Source organism: Mangrovitalea sediminis (genome assembly GCF_002514725.1).
Lineage (GTDB): Bacteria > Pseudomonadota > Gammaproteobacteria > Pseudomonadales > Oleiphilaceae > Mangrovitalea > Mangrovitalea sediminis.
In genome coordinates, this window is record NZ_NTLB01000001.1 from 1,041,035 (window position 1) to 1,054,975 (window position 13,941).

At 61.9% G+C, this 13,941-nt stretch carries 16 protein-coding genes; 5 read left to right on the forward strand and 11 right to left on the reverse strand.

From position 1 onward, the window contains the following. The first annotated feature begins 27 nt into the window (after positions 1–27). Complete coding sequence (locus CLR77_RS04880) at positions 28–714, forward strand: SIR2 family NAD-dependent protein deacylase (protein WP_097459426.1); 687 nt, start codon at positions 28–30, stop codon at positions 712–714. Between the two features lie 49 nt (positions 715–763). On the opposite strand, the gene CLR77_RS04885 is transcribed toward CLR77_RS04880, so the two are convergent. Together CLR77_RS04885 and CLR77_RS04890 are read right to left on the reverse strand one after the other, a co-directional pair. After that, a complete protein-coding gene (locus CLR77_RS04885) occupies positions 764–1,144 on the reverse strand; it encodes an EamA family transporter (RefSeq protein ID WP_097459427.1) in 381 nt (126 codons plus the stop codon). After that, positions 1,141–1,497 (reverse strand): EamA family transporter, encoded by a 357-nt coding sequence (locus CLR77_RS04890; RefSeq protein WP_227519805.1) that lies wholly within the window; start codon positions 1,495–1,497, stop codon positions 1,141–1,143. Before CLR77_RS04890 ends, CLR77_RS04885 begins: the two co-directional genes overlap by 4 nt. A gap of 399 nt (positions 1,498–1,896) precedes the next feature. On the opposite strand from CLR77_RS04890, the gene CLR77_RS04895 reads away from it, so the two are divergent. Both CLR77_RS04895 and CLR77_RS04900 read left to right on the forward strand, forming a co-directional pair. Then, the gene (locus CLR77_RS04895) at positions 1,897–2,445 is read left to right on the forward strand and encodes a PadR family transcriptional regulator (RefSeq protein WP_097459428.1); all 549 of its coding nucleotides are present in this window, start codon (positions 1,897–1,899) and stop codon (positions 2,443–2,445) included. Between the two features lie 10 nt (positions 2,446–2,455). Then, positions 2,456–3,277: a siderophore-interacting protein gene (locus CLR77_RS04900; RefSeq protein WP_097459429.1), complete on the forward strand. Its 822-nt coding sequence runs from the start codon at positions 2,456–2,458 to the stop codon at positions 3,275–3,277. Between the two features lie 74 nt (positions 3,278–3,351). Here the strand turns inward: CLR77_RS04900 and CLR77_RS20110 are convergent, their stop codons facing one another. The 9 genes from CLR77_RS20110 to CLR77_RS04940 form a co-directional block, all read right to left on the reverse strand. Continuing rightward, on the reverse strand, positions 3,352–3,519 hold the full coding sequence (locus CLR77_RS20110) for a hypothetical protein (RefSeq protein ID WP_158227119.1): 168 nt from the start codon (positions 3,517–3,519) through the stop codon (positions 3,352–3,354). Next, positions 3,516–4,244 carry a COG4280 domain-containing protein gene (locus CLR77_RS04905; protein ID WP_097459430.1) on the reverse strand — a complete coding sequence of 243 codons (729 nt, stop codon included), beginning with the start codon at positions 4,242–4,244 and terminating at the stop codon, positions 3,516–3,518. The genes CLR77_RS20110 and CLR77_RS04905 overlap by 4 nt, the downstream gene beginning before the upstream one ends. After that, positions 4,237–5,310 (reverse strand): ABC transporter ATP-binding protein, encoded by a 1,074-nt coding sequence (locus CLR77_RS04910; protein ID WP_097459431.1) that lies wholly within the window; start codon positions 5,308–5,310, stop codon positions 4,237–4,239. The genes CLR77_RS04905 and CLR77_RS04910 overlap by 8 nt, the downstream gene beginning before the upstream one ends. Further along, positions 5,307–6,950 carry an ABC transporter permease gene (locus CLR77_RS04915; RefSeq protein WP_097459432.1) on the reverse strand — a complete coding sequence of 548 codons (1,644 nt, stop codon included), beginning with the start codon at positions 6,948–6,950 and terminating at the stop codon, positions 5,307–5,309. The genes CLR77_RS04910 and CLR77_RS04915 overlap by 4 nt, the downstream gene beginning before the upstream one ends. Further along, positions 6,920–7,939, reverse strand: a complete 1,020-nt coding sequence (locus CLR77_RS04920) for an ABC transporter substrate-binding protein (RefSeq protein WP_097459433.1) — start codon at positions 7,937–7,939, stop codon at positions 6,920–6,922. Before CLR77_RS04920 ends, CLR77_RS04915 begins: the two co-directional genes overlap by 31 nt. 43 nt (positions 7,940–7,982) lie before the next feature. After that, complete coding sequence (locus tag CLR77_RS04925) at positions 7,983–8,765, reverse strand: energy transducer TonB (RefSeq protein ID WP_097459434.1); 783 nt, start codon at positions 8,763–8,765, stop codon at positions 7,983–7,985. A 1-nt stretch (position 8,766) separates the two neighbouring features. Continuing rightward, positions 8,767–9,162: an ExbD/TolR family protein gene (locus CLR77_RS04930; protein ID WP_097459435.1), complete on the reverse strand. Its 396-nt coding sequence runs from the start codon at positions 9,160–9,162 to the stop codon at positions 8,767–8,769. 2 nt (positions 9,163–9,164) lie between these two features. Beyond that, the gene (locus tag CLR77_RS04935; protein WP_097459436.1) at positions 9,165–9,872 is read right to left on the reverse strand and encodes a MotA/TolQ/ExbB proton channel family protein; all 708 of its coding nucleotides are present in this window, start codon (positions 9,870–9,872) and stop codon (positions 9,165–9,167) included. 199 nt (positions 9,873–10,071) lie between these two features. Beyond that, entirely contained in the window at positions 10,072–12,261 is a 2,190-nt protein-coding gene (locus CLR77_RS04940; protein WP_158227120.1) for a TonB-dependent receptor, read from the reverse strand. A gap of 200 nt (positions 12,262–12,461) precedes the next feature. On the opposite strand from CLR77_RS04940, the gene CLR77_RS04945 reads away from it, so the two are divergent. Then, entirely contained in the window at positions 12,462–13,184 is a 723-nt protein-coding gene (locus CLR77_RS04945) for a response regulator transcription factor (RefSeq protein ID WP_097459438.1), read from the forward strand. After that, positions 13,165–13,869, forward strand: coding sequence for a response regulator transcription factor (locus CLR77_RS04950; protein ID WP_143269363.1), 705 nt, complete (start codon positions 13,165–13,167; stop codon positions 13,867–13,869). Before CLR77_RS04945 ends, CLR77_RS04950 begins: the two co-directional genes overlap by 20 nt. Positions 13,870–13,941 lie beyond the last annotated feature (72 nt).

Here is a 13,941-nt window from a genome sequence, read left to right on the forward strand (position 1 = left end):
ACCGAGGTTGTTTCAGGAGGTCATACCATGCCCGAACACATCGTCATACTCTCTGGCGCAGGCATCAGCGCCGAAAGCGGGTTGGCCACCTTTCGTGGCCAGGGCGGCCTCTGGGAACAATACAGCGTCTACGATCTGGCAACACCGGAAGCGTTTCAGGCACATCCCGACCGGGTGCTGCGCTTCTACAACGAGCGGCGCGATCAGGTCCGCGCGGCCCGGCCCAATGCCGCCCATAAGGCCCTTGCCGCACTGGAAACCGGCTACCGGGTCAGCGTGGTCACCCAGAATGTGGACGACCTGCACGAGCGCGCCGGCTCGAGCCACGTGCTGCATCTGCACGGGGAAATCCTGAAAGCCCGCAGCTCCAGAGATCCCACGCGGGTCTATGCGCTGTCAGGAAATATCGAACTGGGCGACCTCTGCGACCTGGGATCGCAGCTCCGACCCGATGTGGTCTGGTTCGGCGAAGCGGTTCCCCGCCTACAGGATGCCGCCGTCCTTATGGCCACCGCCGACCGGGTGCTGGTGGTCGGCACCTCCCTCGAAGTCTATCCCGCCGCCTCGCTGCTGGATTATGTCCGCCCCGGTATCCCGGTCACCGTCATCAACCCTGACGCCAGCACCACCCCCAGCGGCGCGGAAAGCATCTCCGCTACCGCCTGCGAAGCCTTACCGGGATGGGTGGGGGCTTTGTTGGAGAAGGTCAACTGACCGATGGTGCCCCAACCCACAGGCGAGTCTGCTGAAGGCTGGTGGGTCCCTATAAAGCCGATGACTCACTCCGGCTTAAAACGATAATACCGGCAACAATGAAGAGCCCGCCCATCACCTGCGCCATGCCGAGATGTTCGCCAAAGAACAGCACGGAAACGATCAGTACCGAGACCACCTCAAGGTGCGTCACCGCGAAGGCCGGCCCTACCGGTGCGTGCTTGAGCAGTGTCATCCAGGTCACGAATGCCCCCAGATACCCCGCCACAGCGGCATAGGTCCACACACTGTGAAGCGCATCCTTGAGCCACACCAGCGTCAAGGCAAATCCGCCGGCCTGACCGGCGGCGAGTTTGAACGACGTTTGTGTCCAGGTATCGAACAGGACCAACAGGCCGAAGCCCAGGACATAAAACCAGGCGCGGTTCATAGATGCTGCCCCGCGACCGCCACGCCAACGGCAATCATGCACATGCCCACTACACGATGCCGGCTCAGCTGTTCGCCCAGGAATAGCCAACCGGCCAGCATCACCGCCACGATATTGATCGAAGCAATCAGTACGGCGAGTGACAGGGGAACCAGGGAAAGCAGGGCGAACCAAACACCAAACTGCAGGACAAAACAGGCGATGCCGCACCAGAGCACCGGCGAGGACAACATGATCTTCCAACGCTCAAACTCGACTTCATGCTCAGTGACAGCGGCCGACTTGAACGCCAGATGGCCGGACGTATCCAGCACAATATTCATAAGCCAGAAAAAAATAGCGAGTTTTGACACCCTGTAACGTCTCCGGGAAATAGATACCAGCAGTATAAGCTTCCGTCACTGAAACCTGGCTGAAGACTGACGATGACACGGCTCTTCGGTGTAACAGCGATGCGTTATGTGATGACCTTTGCGCTCCGGCTCTGCCAACGGCCAGGCAACGGGCGAGTCGATCGCACAATATCGGGTTGCAGAACCTCCAGGCGCCCGACAATTCGGCCATCAGGGGTGACGCTCCTGAGGGCTGTATCCGTGGACAAGGGATAGAAGAAACAGTTCACCATCAGGAGCTGCGCATACGCCCTTCCCCATAGACCAATCCCTATACGACCAATCCCCTACACTCTCGCGATTGACATAAAACTCTCACAAAATATATCTTACGATATATTCTATGACAGAGAACATATCATGATGCGACATAGACATCACCGCGGAAACGGCGGAGAAGAAGGCCTGACCCGGGGGCGCAAATTTACGTCGGACGATGTTCAGCTGCTATTGCTGGCCTTGCTGGGCGATGAACCCCGCCATGGCTATGAGCTGATCAAGGACATCGGCGCGCGTTCCAACGGCGTCTACCAACCCAGTCCGGGCATGATCTATCCGGCACTGACCTATCTGGAGGAGCTGGGCTACGCCAGCGTCGAAGTCCACGGCAACCGTAAGCGCTACCAGTTGTCGCCGGAAGGCCGTGAAGCGCTGGAGCAGCGCCGGGACGACGCCGATCTGCTGCTGAACAAGTTACGCCATATCGCACGCAAAATGGCCTCTATCCGGCGTGCCATGCACGAAGAGGAAAACGACGACGCCTTCCTGCCGGAATACGTGGAAGCACGCCGTAACTTCAAGAGAGCGCTGCTATCACGCACCGACGCGTCACCGGACGAACAACGTCGCATCGCCACCATCCTGGTCCGTGCCGCCGCCGAGATCACCGGTACGACTGACACTGAATAAAGGAAACCCCATGACAACCACCGAACTGGCCCCCTACCGGGTACGCCACCCGTTGAAGTTCCGCCTGCTGCAGGTCGCCCGGACCGAAACCCTAAGTCCCAGACTACGACGCATCACCTTGACCGGCGACGACCTTGCCGGCTTTACGTCGGCCTCTTTCAACGACCATATCAAACTGATGTTCCCGCTCCCCGGCCAGGAAAAACCGGTACTGCCTATGGCGGGACCCAATGGCCCTGTGTTCCCGGAAGACAGTCCCCGCCCACCGGCACGTGACTACACACCCCGCCGTTACAATGCGGAGCGCCAGGAGCTGGATATCGATTTCGTCCTGCACGGCGATGGTCCTGCCTCAACCTGGGCCGCCACGGCCAAGCCCGGCGATTATGTGGGCACCGGCGGACCCCGCGGCTCCCTGGTGATCCCGGCCGAATACGACTGGCATCTGCTGGTCGGCGACGAAACGGCGCTTCCGGCTATCGCCCGACGCCTGGAAGAGTTGCCGGAAGGCAAACCGGTTTTCGTCATCGCGGAGGTAGCGGACAGCGCAGAACATATCGGTTTCGACACCCGCACCCAATTGGAAGCCCTGTGGGTTGATCGCGACAGCATCGAGCCCGGTACCCACGAAGACCTGGAGCAGGCCGTCCGGCGTTTCGCCTTACCCGAAGGTGACGGCTTTATCTGGGCCGCCGGCGAAAACAGTGCTATCCGTGCCATCCGTCGCCATCTGGTGGGCGAACGGGGATTCGACAAGACCCGGATTCATGCCGCCAGCTACTGGAAACGCGGTTCGACGGACGGAAAGGCCACCCTTAACGATGACGATTGACGTGCCTGGCTCAGCGGCCAGGGCTTAAAGGAGCCGGGTCGAACGACCCGGCCTGATCGTCACGGAAAGTCACCTCAACGTCTGGCGAGCACGCTCACGCCGCCCAGAATCACCAGAGGCACCGCCAGGCCCGCCTGGCTGGGATAACCCGCCCGGACCAGTGCGAATTCCAGGGCCACCAGCAGGATCACGAATCCCAGGTTGATCCAGTCACCAAATAGTGTCTTGAACAAGGCCTTCATGAGGTCATCTCTCCAACTTGCCGTGGTTTGAGCAGGGCGGCCAATCCAAGGCCGCCCACCAGATAGAAGGCGACCAGCGCCAGCAGGCTCCAGTCACCCATCGGCCAGGCGGCATCGCCGGCCAGGGCTTCCAGTGTCCAGAAAGTGCCGAAGGCGACGATCATGGCGCCAACCACAAATTTGATGGCATTTTCCGGCACGCGCCGCAATGGTTCGCGCACCGCCAGCCCCGCACCGGCGACCACCGCCAGCGCCAGGATCGCCGCACCGGACGCCAACACCGTGTGATGGCTCTTCATGCCCAGTGCCACGACGATCAGCCAGACTTCAAGTCCCTCCAGCAACACGCCTTTGAAGGCAATCAACCAGGCGGCATGACGGTCGCCCTTTTCCAGCGCCTGGCGGGTCTCGGCAAACTCTTCGTCCTCATCATGCAACGCTTTCAAACCCGCCTGACGCGCCACGGCCTTGGCCAACCAGCGCACGCCGAACAACAGCAGGAAGACACCGATCACCAACTGCAGCCACTGCATGTCCATCCCCAGGCTCAGGGCGCCGCCGGTCGCCAGCGTCATCACCGCCAGCAGCAGCAGGGCGGTCAGGGCGGCGCCGGTTGCGCGGCCCCAGCCAATACTCATACTGACGGCCAGGACGATGGTAAACGCCTCGACCCATTCGACAGTGGCGGCCAGGTAGGTCGCCAGAAAAATACCCCAGTCAGACATGCGTGTTTGCTCCTGTTGTTGGATGTGTTGGGTAAATGAAGATGTGTTCGGGGTCGATCCGTAGGCGGGCGGTTGAGCTCACCGGCGGCGTGGATTCCAGACTGCACAACGGATGCCCGATACCGGCAATCCGCCAATAGGCGCGGTAGCTACCCGCCTCGAAGGCGCAGTGCATCAGTTCGGCCGCGACGCCTTCGCTGTGAGGGCGGACACCCGCCGGCCGGACGAAGACGATGCCGTCCTCGCCCTCGCCCACCCCCATCGGCGTCGCCGGATGAAAGCAGCCATTGAGGTCGACGCCCAGACGTCCCTCCTGCCGGATCAGGCGTGCGCCGAAACCACCATGCGCGCCGATAAAGCGGGCCACTCTCGCTGTCGCAGGCTGCGCATAGAGATCCTCGGGTGCCGCGGCCTGGATCAGGCGGCCCTGTTCAAGCACAACCACCCGATCCGCCAGGCGCCAGGCATCGACCGGATCATGACTGACGAACAAGGCCCCGGCGCCGTATTCGCGGGTCAGGCTGCGAATTTCCAGACGCAGGTGCTCACGGGCATCCACGTCCAGGCTGGAGAGCGGTTCGTCGAACAACAGCAGGTCCGGCTTTGCCGCCAGTGCACGGGCAATCCCCACGCGCTGCTGCTGACCACCAGACAGGCGCTGCGGCGGCTGCCCCGCTCGCGCACCTACGCCGACCTTCTCCAGCAGCGCCATCGCCTGTTGCCGGCGGTCCGGCGTACGGGCCGGAATCGCCGCCATGACGTTGTCCAGACAACTCAGGTGCGGCCACAAGGCGTAATCCTGGAACACCATGCCCAGACGCCGCTTTTCCGGTGCCACCCAGACACCGCCGGCCGGCGCATCCACCACCTGGGAACGCAACCGGATAACGCCGCTGTCGGCCGTTTCCAGCCCACCGACCAACCGCAACAGGGTGGTCTTGCCCGAGCCGGACCCCCCGATCAGTACAACGAACTCCCCTGGATCCAGGCGAAAATCGATGTGCGTCAGGACAGGGGCCCGGCCATACCGTTTTTCCACGGCGTCCAATTCCAGCAATGCCGTCATGAGGTGGCCTCCTTGGGGATGGGTTGCAGAATCGCCAGACGCAGCGCCAGTGCCACAACACCGGCGATCAACAGGCACAGGCCGATACCTGCCAATGCCAGGCGGGACGCTTCCGTATATCGCAATGATTGATTGAGCGCGACGATGGCCACGCCAACCGGGGCATGACCGGCGGGATACAACAGTTCCGACACCGGCAGCTCAAAGAAAATCTGGCCAAACGCCATGGTCCAGCCCCAGAGAAAGGGCGAGAGCAACAACGGCGCCTGGATATCCACCGCCCGAGTAGCCCAGGGGAGACCATGCAGACGCGCCGCATCGGAGAGGTTCTGATGGACCTGGCCCATCGGCGCCTGCAGAAAGCGCACCAGCATCGGCACCTGCGCCGCGACATAGGCGATCACCAGCAATGCCGGCGTCCCATAGAAGGGAAGCCAGCGGGAGTTGAAGGCAATCACATAGGCGGCCCCCAGGACCAGGCCGGGAATCGCCATATTCGCCAGGCTCACCCCCTCGGCCAGCAGGGTGGTGCGGCTGCGGCGTCGTTGCCGGACAATCAGCAGCATGGCCAGCGCCGCCGCCAATAAGGCACCGATGCTGGCAAAGACTGTGGAATGCATCAGGCTGTCCCAGGGCACCGGCAACGGGGCCTGCGTCTGCGCGCTCCCCAAGGCTGCATGAACCACCGCCACCCCGGGAATACCCACCCCCAAACCGGCCAGCAAACCTGTTGCGGCCTGCACCGCCACTCGTTCGCCGCTGCTGCAGGCCGTGGCCGCCTGCGCCCGCTGACGGCCATGGACCAACGCGCCGCCGTAACGACTGCCCAGATAGAGATGCACGGCCGCCGCCACAAACGCCAGCGCGACCAGTGACCAACTGAGCCAGGCGGCATTGACGAAGTCGACCGGGGTCGTCGCCAGTCGCTCATAGATAGCGTAGGTGATGATCGGCAGGTGGATCTGCGCACCGAGGGTCGCCGGGATACCGAATTCCTGAATGCTTTCGATAAAGACCACCGCCACGGCCGAACCGACCGCTGGCAGCAACAGGCGTAACAGCACCCAGCGACGGCGCCAGTCGGCCACCACCAGCATGCGTGCGGCATCGAGGATTTCCGCACCGATGGCCCGCCAGCTCGCACGGGCCGCCAGGGTGGCAAAGGGCAACCCCTTGAGGGCGAGCAAGGCGACGATGCCCGGTTCGGCAAAGAAATATCCGGCCAGGGTGCTCCGGTGCAGCATCGGCAGAGAGAAAACGATCTGCCAGCCGGTGGTCAGCAGGTAGCTCGGCGTCAGGAACAGCAACCACAGCGTGAGTATCAGGACCGACTGGCCGGTCCAGCGCCGGCGCTCCAACAGCCAGCCCAGAGCAAGCCCGACCGGCACCGCCAACAGGGTACTGACAAGACCCAGCCGCAGGGTGTTACCGATGGCCGCCCAGGGCAGCCCCGCAACAGCGCCAGTGGAGCCCGTCGACCCGGCGGGCCCCAGAGACGGCAGCCAGGGCAACAGCAAAAGGCGCCCTATCGGGTAGACGAACAGCAGGACAAAAGCCGCCGGCACGAGCAGCGCCTGCAGATGCCCTTGAAGACCGTGACGCCCTTGAGTCATTGGCCGACGACCGCGTGGCTGAACCATTGGTTAACCTGCGACTCCAGCGCCCCCCAATGGAAGGGGTCCAACGCCTTGAGACTGACTGAAGCCAGCGGCGGCAAACCGGCCACCGGAGGTGGCGCATCCGTGGTGAGCGGCCAGAAATACCCGTCCGCACCGCCTTTGGCCATACGCAGACGCTGGATCTCCGGCGACATGGCAAACTGGATGAAACGTTCGGCTTCGGCCTTGACCGGAGCCGGTGCTGCCGCCGCCACGGTCAGCACACTCGGCAGTGCAAACGCCGGTTTCGGCAGAACGACCCTGAGCTCCGGATGCTGCGCGGCCAGATACCAGGCGGCAGAAGACTGCGTGACGGCAACCTTGATATCCCCGGCCCGCAGCGCGGCCAACGTATTATCATTCTTCGGGTAGACGTGCAGGCCGTGGTCCTTCAGGGCCATCACCCGTCCCTGCCCTTTAGGCCAGCCGCCGCCTTCGCTGAGCAGGCCTGCCAGCAACGGATACATGGGACCGGAAATCGCCGGGTTGTTCATGCCGACGGCGCCCTGCAAGTCGGGTCGCATCAGGCCGGGCCAGCTACGCGGAGGATTCGACAGGGTTTCCGGTCGATAGGTGAAGGCACCAGCAAGGGTCAGCCCCGTCGGTGTATAGCTCCCATCCTTCGGTACCAGGCTGCTGCCCTGCGCATTCCAGCGCAACGTGGGTACGCTGTTGCGGGCCAGCAGGCCGGCTTGGTCGAGTGCCGCCGCCGCATCGTTGCCATCGAACCACAAGAGGGTCCAGGCCGGCCGCTTGCCTTCGGCGGAAACTCGCGCCAACAGGGCGCCGGTGGACAGGCGAATTGTGGTGACCGGTATACCGGTCGCCCGGGTGAAGGCCTTGGCCACCGCCGGGCCGTAATCCACGGCACAATAGAGCACCAGGCCCTGCTGCTGACGCGGCCACAACGCCCAGACACTGCCGGCGATAACGAGGGCAAGCACGGCCCCCAGACCCCAGATCCGTTTCATTGAAGTCTCTCCTGATAAAGATGGCGTGACGGACTCCGGCCCGTCAGTCGTCGCTGGTTTCCCGGAATTGCACCCATACCGTCATATGCACCGACTGATGCAGTAACGCCGACGGGGGCTCGGGATAGTGGGCCTTGCGCACCGTGGCCAATGCCGCCCGGTCAAGCAGTTGGAAGCCGCTCGAGTGCACCACCTGGATATGGCTGACCGCTCCGTCCCGGTAATCGAAGGCCACCCGTACCCGTCCCTGACGGTTCAGCATCCGGGCTGCCGGCGGGTAATACAGCGCTGCCTGCACCGCCGTGTTGACCTGCCCTTCGAAGACCGCCATTACATCCGGACTGGCCGACGGCGCAGGGGCAGGCACCGGCTTGGGCGGAGGAGGAGGCGCCTTGACCACCGGCGGCACCACCTGGGGTTTGGGAACCGGTTTCGGCAACGGTTTGTGCACCACTGGATGGACCTTGGGTGCCGGTTTCGGCTTGGGTACCGGATGCGGCTTGACCCGGTGTTTGGGGATCACCCGAGGCTTGGGTTTTGGTCTCGGTACCGGCTTGGGCTTTGGCTGAACCTTGGGCTTGGGTGGCACCGGTTTGGGCAAGGGTTTCGGCAACACCGGTTGGGGCTTGGGAGGCGGCGGTAACGTCACCAGTGACAGGTGCATTGGCGCCTTCACTACCGCGGGTATTGGCTGGTGCGCACTGACCAGCCACCAGATCGCACCGCCCAGTAGTGCGCATTCCAGCAACAGCGCCACCCCCAGGGCCCTGGACAAGCCACCCCGGCCGTATGGCGGCAGGGAAAGTTCTGCCACAGTCGCCGTCATCTCAAGGCGCCTCTTTTGCCGCGACCGAAATTTGCGTCACGCCGGCCTTGCGACAGGCATCCATAACCGCCAGCAGATTTTGCAGCGACACCGCCTTGGCACCGGCAATGGTCACCACCTGCTGCTCTGGATGGGGCGCTGCAGCAAGCTTCGCAGTCAATGCCGCCAGCGTCATCACCCGATCGTTTACCCGGATACTGCCATCGCTCTGCAACACCACCAGCAGTTTGGGGTGCGGCAATGCCTGCGCCGTACTGCTTTGAGGCAACTGCGAGGAAATACCCGTTGCCGGGATCATGCGGAGCGTGATCATGATGAAGAACACCAGGAGAAAGAACATGATGTCGATCATCGGAATGATCTCGATCCGTGCCTTTCGCTGTTCGAAATAACGCATGTTCAAGTCCCCAGGGAAACCGCAGCCGTGCGGGCGGCGCTCAGACGGGGACTTGACGACGTCACTTCCGCCGACGTTTGACGGGGCGCAGGGCGCGGAGCATCCAGGCGGTTCACCAGCATGACCTTGATGGTTTCCAACTGGTGAATGATCAAGCGCACGTAGTTGTTCAGGCCGTTGAAGCACACAAGCCCGATGATCGCCACAAAAAGGCCGCTGGCCGTCGCCACCAGTGCTTCAGCAACACCGCCGGTGATCTGGGTCGGCGCCGAGCCCGGGCTGCCCAATACCTGAAAGGCGTTGAACATGCCGATAATGGTGCCCAGCAACCCCAACAGCGGCGCCAGGGTGATGATGGTATCGAGCATCCAGAGGCTGCGGTCGATACGCGGTGCCTGCCAGAGGATCGATTCTTCCAGCAGTTCGGACAGGCGTATGGGATCGCTGACTTCCGGGTAGCGCAGCGGCACTGTCAGCAGGATTCCCTGCGGGTAGCTTTGGGCCTGCTGGGAAAGTGCCTCGATGCTGCGAATATCCAGGTGGTGCAGATCGGCGATGGCCGTCGAAACCACTTCGCCTTTCCGGATGACCCGACGCAGGTACCAGGCCCGCTCCAGAATCACCGTCAATGCGACGAGCAGCAGAAACGCCATGATGTAGAGAATGCCGCCGGATGCCGCGGCGATGTGATAGATACGATCGAGGTTCATACGCAATCCTCTCGGTAAGGCAGGCTCGGGGGTTCGCGGCCTTTCGAAGCCGGTCCCCCGATGTTTATTGCCCTTCAATTTCCGTTATGTGACAGGTTGCTCGAGAACATCACCGGGATCATGAAGCCCCCGGGAATCCCCTCCCCCGGGGCGGTCGATGGTTCTCCCGGCCACCGACCGCCCCTGCCGATACCTATACTCAGAAGTTCGCGGACAGGGTGACGTACAGGTTGCGCTCCGGAATGGTCCAGTAGAGCGGCGTATTGTTTTGCGCGGTATAACCAGCCAGCGCGTTGATGGACTTGTTGTTGAACAGGTTGTTGAGCTGCAGGTTGATGCGCGCCTTCTGCAACCAGGCGGTCGCCTGCGACTTGAAGGTGTAGCTCACAGCCATGCTGGTCACGCTATAACCGCCCAGCGCCTGGGTTTCGCCATCGTCGCCGTAGCGCTTGCCGATGAACTTATCCAGCAGGGAGCCGTACCAGGGACCGCGGTTGTAGATGAGCCCGCCCGCCGCCGTGTTCTTCGGCGTGTTGGCGATCCACTGATGCGTATCCTTGGTCTTGGCATCATTGACGCTGCCGTTGGCATACAGGCTGAAACCCATGCCCGCGTAGTAGGTGGCTTCCATTTCGAAGCCCTTGTAAACCACACCGCCTTCATTGAAGAAGATGGTGTTGCTGCCCACCTTGCGATGGCCCACCTTGTTCTTGAAGTTGATGTAGTAAACGTCGCTCGACAGGGCCAGACGATCATGTTCCCAGGTGGTACCCAACTGGTAGTTCATGGTCTCTTCCGGCTTCACGTCGCTGGCACTGGGGTCGACCGTGTAGAAGGTATTCAGGTTAGGCGCCAGGAAACCCTTGGCCACCTGGGCATAAGCCACCCAGTGCGGCTGGATCTGGTAATGCAGGTCCACCGACGGCAGGACGGAACTCCAGGTCTTGGAGTAAGACAGCGGCGCCCCGGTTTTCTGGTTGACGGCGGCGTCGAGGGTGCGGCGGAACCAGGCGTACTTGACCCCCGGCGTCAGTTTCAGGGACGGCGTGATATGCCAGGCGAACTCGACGTAGGGCTGAACGTTGTCCAGCGTATCCTTCATATCGCGTTCCGTGGCTGCCGAGGAATTCGGGTTCAGCGCACCGTTGAGAGTCCAGTCGACCAGATACTGGAAGCGGCTGTTGTACTGGTGATCCAGCCAGAGTCCGGTGTTCAGGGTGCCTGCACCCATATCGCGGGCGAAGCGGGCAAAGTCACCCACGGAGCGGTAGTCCATGCCCATCTTCTCGCCTGGTACATCGGTCGCGCTGTAGGTGGTGCCGTTCGGTGTTTCGCCGTTCGGGTCCAGTCCGTTGTAGCCGCGGTGGTAGTAGGCGTAGGTGTACAGCTTGTTGTCCACCATCCAGCCGCTATCCAGATAGGACTGCAGGTCGATGTATTCGAAATCGGTGTGGATGTCGTCGTAGTTGTAGCCGTAGTAGTTCTGCTGGGTCGGGTCGCTGCTCAGGCCATAGTTGGCACCGAACTGGTCGATCTGGGCCTTTGTCGCACCGACCGGCACATTCTGGTGAACGGTGTTATGCATCGCCGCCACGGTCACCGAGGTGCTGTCGCCGATGGGGCGGGTCACCTTGAGGAAAACGTTGCTGCGCTTCTGCTTGCTGTTGGTGAGGTAGCCGTTCGATTGCGATTTCTCGTAGTCGATGAAACCCGAGGCGCCGCCGTACTGGGGCAGAACGCCGGTGTCGTACTCCAGGCCGAACAGCCGGGTGCCGAAGCTGCCGAACGTGGTATAAGGGTTGATCGAGGAAACCGCGCTCGGCGCCTTCGACTGCAGACTGATGGTTCCGCCGAAGGGGGCCGTTCCCACCGTCGCCGCCGTACCCGGACCACGATCCACCGATGCCTGATCGAGATCGTGCGCCATGAAGTAGGAGGTGCTGTGATGGGTGAAATCGTTCGAGTCGCTCCAGGGCATACCGTCGAAGGTGATGTCGTACTGCCCGTCCTGGAAGCCACGGATGCTCAGGCCCATGTTTTCCATCATGCCCGGCCCGTTGGGGCCGACACTGGAGACGCTGGGTGTGTTCTTGACCACGTCGTCGTAGTTGCTGGTCGCGACGACGTTGTGCTCGATGTAGTGCTTGCTGACGACGGATGTCGGCTGGGACACCTTCAGCGGGGTTTTCGATGGTGCCTGATAGGGCGCAGACTCGACTTTCCTGGTCTCGGCCGCCGCGCCCGATCCCGCAGCGGTCGCTTGCACCGTACCGATATCAACCGATGATTCCGCGCCCCATGCAGGCTGCATGGCGGCACCGATGAGAAGCACGCTGCCCCAGAGTCCAAACTGGACCCGGTTTACTGAATTGCGGCTGGCCGTGGCCATCACTCGCCTCCTGATTGCGATGAAAGTAGTAGGTGTAAATACGGGGGGCGATGCTAGCGATGGAGCCGTGGGGAAGGCATGACGCAAACCTGACAGGGATTTCATTCGTCTGAAAAAAATTCTTCAAGTCATTGGCTTATGGTTCTGTGGAACTTTTCTTAACCTTTTGTTTCAGATTGACTTAAGGGTGTGTGGATAACATGGCGCGAACCTTGCTGTTGGCGGGTCTGGAGGACATTCCCTTCGTCGAATACCGGCACGGGTTCGTCGCTGAGGGATTCCAGGTCGACTCCGCCTACCAGCTCGATCATGCGGTCGGCATGGTGGCGATGAACGCCTATGACGCCGTCATCGTCTTCAGCCGTTCGGCCGGTGCCATCCACCGTCTGCTGGACGCCATGTCGGCATCGTTTTCGCTGACCGCTATCGTCCTTTGTGTTTGCCCGGTCAACGACGATGAGGAAATGGCGCTGCTGCAGGCCGGTGTCACGGCCTGTCGTCCTGACGGAGTCCGGTTCAGCGAATTGCTGGCGCAAATCCGGGCGATGCTGCGTAGACTCAGCGGCTATCCAAAGCACTACCGAATCGGGGATCTCGGTATCGACCCGGTTGGCCGACGGGCGAGCCGTTGCGGGATTCCCCTGCGATTACGTCCGCGCGAATTCGACCTGTTATTGCTGCTCGCGGAATCGGAAGGTCAAACGGTTCGAAAGGAAGCACTGATGGAACAACTTTGGCCCGCAAGGCCATCATCGGCCAACCTGCTGGCCGTACATATACGCAACCTCAGGGCGATATTGGAAAAAGGCCATCGCAACCGGTTGCTGCATACGGTTCCGAACCAGGGATACCTGCTGAGCGAAACGCCACCGTCACGGCAACGGACCTTGCAGGAGACACCTTGTGCGCGCGCTGCTGATTGATGAGGGCGGCGCCGAGCTGGCGCGATTTGGCCGGGTGCTGTCCGATCACGCGTGGCAGGTGAGTCATCGGCGCTGGCCGACACCGGAGGAATTTGCGCTTTTGCCGACAACGGTCGATATGGTTCTGATCGCCATAGCGGTTGTTGACCAGCGCCTGCATGATTGCCTGTCGCTCTTCCGCCAACGGGGGGATGACGCCGTCATCATCGTGCTTGGTGAATTTTCCGTCGAGGACCGCATTAAGGCGCTCAATTTTGGCGCCGACGACTTTCTGCGCCGGGAAAGTCCGGGGGAGCTGCTGCTCAGTCGCGCCCTGGCGTTGCTGCGGCTGCGCTCGAACCGGTTCAAGCCCCACTACGAAATCGGCGACCTGCAGCTCGACCTCATCCACCGGCGGGTCAATCGCTCGGGCACCGAGATTCTCCTCTCACACCGCGAATTCCAGCTGCTGGTCCTGTTGGCGCAGCATGCCGGGCAGACCCTTTCCCGCAGCTTCATGATCGAGCACCTCTGGGGACAGGATCAGGCCGCCGACGATAACACCCTCGATGCCTATGTCTCCCGACTACGCCGCAAACTGGATGCACCGTTCGAAACCCGCCTGGTCTCTACCGTACGCGGTGTAGGCTACCGGCTCGCCGCCACCGACAACGCACCGGCCCAGCCCGTTAGACCAATTTATTGATTGCCATTATCATTCGAACTGATGAAAATATCGGCAACGAACACAAATCAGGCGAAGCCGTGATGCCTGGCA

What these genes read in the sequence shown, in the direction of transcription:
- CLR77_RS04880 (WP_097459426.1), top strand. Translation starts at nt 28, where the DNA reads ATGCCCGAACACATCGTCATACTCTCTGGCGCAGGCATCAGCGCCGAA.
- CLR77_RS04885 (WP_097459427.1), bottom strand. Translation starts at nt 1,144, where the DNA reads ATGAACCGCGCCTGGTTTTATGTCCTGGGCTTCGGCCTGTTGGTCCTG.
- CLR77_RS04895 (WP_097459428.1), top strand. Translation starts at nt 1,897, where the DNA reads ATGATGCGACATAGACATCACCGCGGAAACGGCGGAGAAGAAGGCCTG.
- CLR77_RS04900 (WP_097459429.1), top strand. Translation starts at nt 2,456, where the DNA reads ATGACAACCACCGAACTGGCCCCCTACCGGGTACGCCACCCGTTGAAG.
- CLR77_RS20110 (WP_158227119.1), bottom strand. Translation starts at nt 3,519, where the DNA reads ATGAAGGCCTTGTTCAAGACACTATTTGGTGACTGGATCAACCTGGGA.
- CLR77_RS04905 (WP_097459430.1), bottom strand. Translation starts at nt 4,244, where the DNA reads ATGTCTGACTGGGGTATTTTTCTGGCGACCTACCTGGCCGCCACTGTC.
- CLR77_RS04910 (WP_097459431.1), bottom strand. Translation starts at nt 5,310, where the DNA reads ATGACGGCATTGCTGGAATTGGACGCCGTGGAAAAACGGTATGGCCGG.
- CLR77_RS04915 (WP_097459432.1), bottom strand. Translation starts at nt 6,950, where the DNA reads ATGGTTCAGCCACGCGGTCGTCGGCCAATGACTCAAGGGCGTCACGGT.
- CLR77_RS04920 (WP_097459433.1), bottom strand. Translation starts at nt 7,939, where the DNA reads ATGAAACGGATCTGGGGTCTGGGGGCCGTGCTTGCCCTCGTTATCGCC.
- CLR77_RS04925 (WP_097459434.1), bottom strand. Translation starts at nt 8,765, where the DNA reads ATGACGGCGACTGTGGCAGAACTTTCCCTGCCGCCATACGGCCGGGGT.
- CLR77_RS04930 (WP_097459435.1), bottom strand. Translation starts at nt 9,162, where the DNA reads ATGCGTTATTTCGAACAGCGAAAGGCACGGATCGAGATCATTCCGATG.
- CLR77_RS04935 (WP_097459436.1), bottom strand. Translation starts at nt 9,872, where the DNA reads ATGAACCTCGATCGTATCTATCACATCGCCGCGGCATCCGGCGGCATT.
- CLR77_RS04940 (WP_158227120.1), bottom strand. Translation starts at nt 12,261, where the DNA reads ATGGCCACGGCCAGCCGCAATTCAGTAAACCGGGTCCAGTTTGGACTC.
- CLR77_RS04945 (WP_097459438.1), top strand. Translation starts at nt 12,462, where the DNA reads ATGGCGCGAACCTTGCTGTTGGCGGGTCTGGAGGACATTCCCTTCGTC.